Annotated in this window: 5 protein-coding genes; 1 reads left to right on the top strand and 4 read right to left on the bottom strand. The window is 69.1% G+C overall.

Going from position 1 to position 4,343, the window contains the following annotated elements; all coding sequences use genetic code 11:
• Positions 1–137: 137 nt before the first annotated feature.
• The 4 genes from AC069R_RS23465 to AC069R_RS23450 all read right to left on the bottom strand — a co-directional run bounded on the left by AC069R_RS23465 (position 138) and on the right by AC069R_RS23450 (position 3,038).
• Positions 138–1,070 (bottom strand): hypothetical protein, encoded by a 933-nt coding sequence (locus tag AC069R_RS23465; RefSeq protein WP_478768768.1) that lies wholly within the window; start codon positions 1,068–1,070, stop codon positions 138–140.
• Between the two features lie 14 nt (positions 1,071–1,084).
• Positions 1,085–1,567 carry an NUDIX domain-containing protein gene (locus AC069R_RS23460; protein WP_478768767.1) on the bottom strand — a complete coding sequence of 161 codons (483 nt, stop codon included), beginning with the start codon at positions 1,565–1,567 and terminating at the stop codon, positions 1,085–1,087.
• Between the two features lie 101 nt (positions 1,568–1,668).
• Positions 1,669–2,517 carry a helix-turn-helix domain-containing protein gene (locus AC069R_RS23455; protein ID WP_478768766.1) on the bottom strand — a complete coding sequence of 283 codons (849 nt, stop codon included), beginning with the start codon at positions 2,515–2,517 and terminating at the stop codon, positions 1,669–1,671.
• 2 nt (positions 2,518–2,519) lie between these two features.
• Positions 2,520–3,038 carry a DUF6879 family protein gene (locus AC069R_RS23450; RefSeq protein WP_478768844.1) on the bottom strand — a complete coding sequence of 173 codons (519 nt, stop codon included), beginning with the start codon at positions 3,036–3,038 and terminating at the stop codon, positions 2,520–2,522.
• A gap of 247 nt (positions 3,039–3,285) precedes the next feature.
• On the opposite strand from AC069R_RS23450, the gene AC069R_RS23445 reads away from it, so the two are divergent.
• On the top strand, positions 3,286–4,203 hold the full coding sequence (locus tag AC069R_RS23445; protein WP_478768765.1) for a hypothetical protein: 918 nt from the start codon (positions 3,286–3,288) through the stop codon (positions 4,201–4,203).
• The last annotated feature ends 140 nt before the right edge of the window (positions 4,204–4,343 follow it).

Raw genomic sequence — 4,343 nt, 5'->3', positions numbered from 1 at the left:
AGCCTCCTCCCCCCCCCCCCCCCCCCCGCCCCCCCCCCCCCCCCCCCCCCCGCCCCCCCGCCCCCCCCCCCCCCCCCCCCCCCCCCGCGGGCGCTCCCGGCCCCCGCGGAGGCCGGCCATCTCCCGCGGAGACCCCGCTACGCGTCGAAGTACCCCGGCGTGCGGAACAGCCCGGAAAAGCTTCCGGGGCCGTGCCGGTCGTCCAGCCATGTCCCCAGGACGGTCGCATCGCCGCTGATGGTGGCTGCGAGGAGCCGGGCGTGGCATTCGCTCTCCTCCCCAGGGGCGAACGCCTGGAGGAACAGCGCGTACCGGCGGTTGACGGTCCGTTCGTAGCGGATCAGTTCCGCCGCGTATCGTGTCTGTTCCTCACTTCCCCGCACCGCCGCCGCACGCTCCGCGTCTTCGGCTGTCAGAGTTCCCGTCGCGTCCCGGTGGGCGAGTGCGCCGAGGATGTCCGGGGGTTTCGTCAGGCCGGAGTGTTCCGCTGCTTGACGGGTGATGGCACGTGCTTCCGTGTCACACGCGCCTTCCATGATGATTCCGAGGTTGCGTGTGATGTGGCTTTCGCGTCTGTCGGCTGCCGAGTAGGACTGCCCACTGGTGCGGCGGTAGTTGATCCCGTACTGAGTGCGGACGGGCGTGCCCGACACTTCCACGTACCGGCGACGCGATCCGTAGTGAAGGCAGTCGTGGGCGTAAGCGCGCAGGAGATCGAGGAGGGCCGAAACCGGATGCTCCGGGGTGCGGCGTTCCATGGGCCCGTACATGGTGATGACGGACATCATCTGGAGATGCCGGTAACCCTGGTCCGGGTGGTGGAAGCCGCCGAAGGCGCCGGGGCGTGAGGATGCGCAGCCGACCAGTACCCGATCGAACGGCAGTAACTTCGTCAGGCCGTAACCGGCGTACCGGAGGCCGGCGCTTTCTACTCCCGCGTGGAAAAGGGTGGTGTCGATTCCGTCGGCCTCCCACCGGTCGAGGATTTCCGGCAGGGGGTGGAAGACGTGGTCGGGGTGTTTCGCCGTGAGCGGTGACGTGTCGGCGCGCATGGCTGCCAGAGCCGCCATCGCCAGTGCGTCGCTTACGGATTCGTTGGGAGCGAGATCCGTTGAGCCGGTGTTCCCGCCTTGATGAGCTGGACGTGCGATTCCTGCGTTCCCTCCGGGAGCGTATCCGGGCTGAACCATTTCGCCTCCAGAATCTCGAAGCCGTCGAGCTTGAGGGTCCCGCCCACGTGCAGCGCCTCGTAGGCGATCTCCGCGCGGAGCTTGTAGCCGCTGGTCACCTGGATCAGGCGGCCGGGGACGACTTCGAGGCCCGTCTCCTCCCGGACCTCCCGGACGACGGTCGTCGGGAATTCCTCGCCCTTGACCGCATAGCCGGTCGGAAGCCCCCAGGGTCGGTCGGCGGGCCACATGCGGTGCTTCAGCAACAGGACTTGTCCTTGTTCGTTCCGCACCACGCCCGTGACACCGATCATGAATGTGGCATTCGCGAACCACAGGATGCGCCATTGCAGAGGGCCGCGGATGAGTTTCCAGATCCGGGCGACGATTCGTTTCATGCGCTCTCTTTCCTGGGGCAGGCCGGGAACGCCTGCGGTATCCGATTCAACCCCGTCCACGCTCGGCGGGTCACCCCCGATTGCACGCGATTGCGCACGAGTCAGACGAGCGTGTCCCGTGCCCTGTGGATCAGGGCACGCGCCTGGGGGCCGTAGACGGCCATACCGGCGAGCGTGGCGAAGGTGTCGGCGTACGCGCCGACCTCGCCGGGCTGCGTCAACGTGAGGTGCCCCGAAACGAGTTCGACGTTGACCTGTGCCGTGTCGAAGATCCAGAACCCCTCGACGGGCATGCGTGTCCGGCCGAGACGGGTGGGTACGACACCGACGCTGACGTTGGGCAGGGCGCTGACCGACACCAGCCGCTCAAGCTGCTCGGCCTGTGTCTCGGCGTCTCCGAGCCCGTTGCTCAACACGGACTCCTCCACCAGGAAGGCGAATCTGCGCGGTGCGTCGTGGAGGACGCGCTGGCGTTCCATGCGCACGGCCACGGCGTCGGCCACGTCGTCGACGGAGACCCGCCGCCGCTGGACCGCCCGCAGCACGTCCTCGGTGTATCCGTGGGTCTGGAGCAGGCCCGGTACGAACCACGAGGAGTAGGCACGGAACCAGTGGGTGCGCTCGAAAAGGGGCAGTACGGCCTGCTGTGCCCGCCGCAGCCCCGAGCGTTCCATCCGGCGCCATTCCACCCACATGCCTTCGACGGCTTGCAGGGAGGCGACGAGGTCCTCGGCTTGTCCATCGGCACCGCAGGCGTGGCACCACGCCCGGATGTCGTCGGCGCTCGGCTGGGTCCTCGCCGTCGATATACGGGACACCTTGGACGGGTGCCAACCGCACAGGGCGGCCACGTCCTTGCCGTCCAGCCCGGCGTCCTTCGCCAATTCCTTGAGGCGGCCGGCAAGCAGACGCCGGGCTTGTTGCACACTCGATGATCCTGAGGCGGGCATGGTCAGATCGGCTTGTAGTCCTCGTGTGCGATGGCGCGTGCCCACACCGTCTCGAAGGCCGTGTTCACGAGGTCCAGTACGGCCGGCTCCGTGCTCCATTCACGGTCCACCACGTCCCCGTCCCCGGAGAAGAAGGTGAACAGGACGGCCGATCCGTCGAACATCCACAGATCGGTGCCGGGCAGGGCGATGTCCGCGGCCTTACGGCGCGGCAGCCAGCGGACGGATTCGCCCGCAGCCACGTTGGCGAACGTCATGTCGTGTTCGTACCGGATGTAATCGGTGACGGGTTCGGAGACGACACGGGCGCGTCGCATCACGACCCCGCGGGCCGTCGTCTCACCCACGAGGTCCCGCCAGGAGCCCCACCAGTCGGGCAGGTTGGCAGGATCGCCCGCATAGCGGTGCCCCGCCCGCCAGCGGGCGAACTCGGGGTCGTCCGGGGTGTACCGGTCCCGCATCTCCAGGTGCACGGCGGAGCGCCGCGCCCGCGCCAGTCCCTCACGGACGGGGTACTTCACCGCTGCCGCCTTCCGGCCGATCTCCTGGCACGGTTTCTCCGCCGAGGTGATGGCGCTCGATTGCACGACCATCGACCCAGTGGCGTAGGCCGTCAAGTACGTCTTCCGGTCCTTTGCCGACCGTGTCTCGGTGCTGTCGGTACTGAGAGACGCAGCGGCTCCCACCCGGATTGTCAGTGGGGGGTGCTTTCCTCGTCGGCGGCGGCGTGGAGGAATGCGGGTGCCGCCCGATGCGAGGAGGTCTTCCGTGACACCTGAGTCCGTGTCTCCGGCCGGGGATCGACCAGCCGCATGGCGACTCTGGGCCGGGGCGATCAGTATCAGCGCGGTCGCTGTTCTGGCGACCGTAGCGATCGGCAGCCCCTCCCTGGCGCTGTTCCGCGGCTCGGCCGTGCTGTCGGCGCTCCTGCTGCTCGGTTCGTACTGGGTCGCGAAGCCGTGGTTCGTGGCCCGGTCCGAGACCTGGCATCGAGTGATCACTTTTCTGCCAACGGCCGCGTATGTGTGGGCCCTTGGTCTGGTCGTGGTGGTGGCGGCCGGTCTCCTGCCGGGCCGCCCCGGTGAAGCCGGCCTGGCCCTGGTGATGATCTGGTGCTTCCATGTCGTCGGCGGAGGCGTGCGGGAGCCGACCTCATTTGCCTGTGAACGTCTGCGGGGGCGCCTCACCTGGGCAGCGGCCCTTCAGGTGACCGCGCTGTGCTGCGGGACCATGGGTGTCGTCTGCTTGATCCATGTGCTGCCGATTCCCGGACGTTACGCCCCTGGCGTCTTCACGACCTGCCTCGGCATGGTGATCGGTCTGGTGGTCGCGTCGTTGAAGGTGTTCGCGCGGGTGCGGAAGCTCGCGACGGAACTGGATGCGCGGGCGCAAAGGATGGAGCGCTGCCTGGACAGGCTGTCACGCGGGCCGGTGACCGATCGGCAGCAGCTCCGGGACGCGGCCGAGGATGCCTGGGACGAGCTGAACCGGACGCTGCGCAACAGGGTCGAGACCGGGTTCCACCTCTGCGGGACATTTGTCATCCCCTCTGAGACGCGGCGGTCTGTGGAGGCGTCGGTGATGGCGGCCATCGACAAACCCGGTGCGCCGCCGTGCCGGGATGCCGTCGTGCGGTTGCACAAGCTGCGCGCCGCGTGTTGGGGCAAAATCGACACCTTGGTGTGAAAGTCCCTGAAGGCGACGGAGCACCGGCGACAGCGGGTGCGGAACCGGGGGGGGGGGGGGGGGGGGGGGGGGGGGGGGGGGGGGGGGGGGGGGGGGGGGGGGGGGGGGGGGGGGGGGGGGGGGGGGGGGGGGGGGGGGGG

Source organism: Streptomyces sp. NPDC043952 (genome assembly GCF_056435325.1).
The sequence above is the reverse complement of the archived record's forward strand: the minus strand, read 5'-3'. Positions and strand labels throughout refer to the sequence as shown.

What these genes read in the sequence shown, in the direction of transcription:
- AC069R_RS23465 (WP_478768768.1), bottom strand. Translation starts at nt 1,070, where the DNA reads ATGGCGGCTCTGGCAGCCATGCGCGCCGACACGTCACCGCTCACGGCG.
- AC069R_RS23460 (WP_478768767.1), bottom strand. Translation starts at nt 1,567, where the DNA reads ATGAAACGAATCGTCGCCCGGATCTGGAAACTCATCCGCGGCCCTCTG.
- AC069R_RS23455 (WP_478768766.1), bottom strand. Translation starts at nt 2,517, where the DNA reads ATGCCCGCCTCAGGATCATCGAGTGTGCAACAAGCCCGGCGTCTGCTT.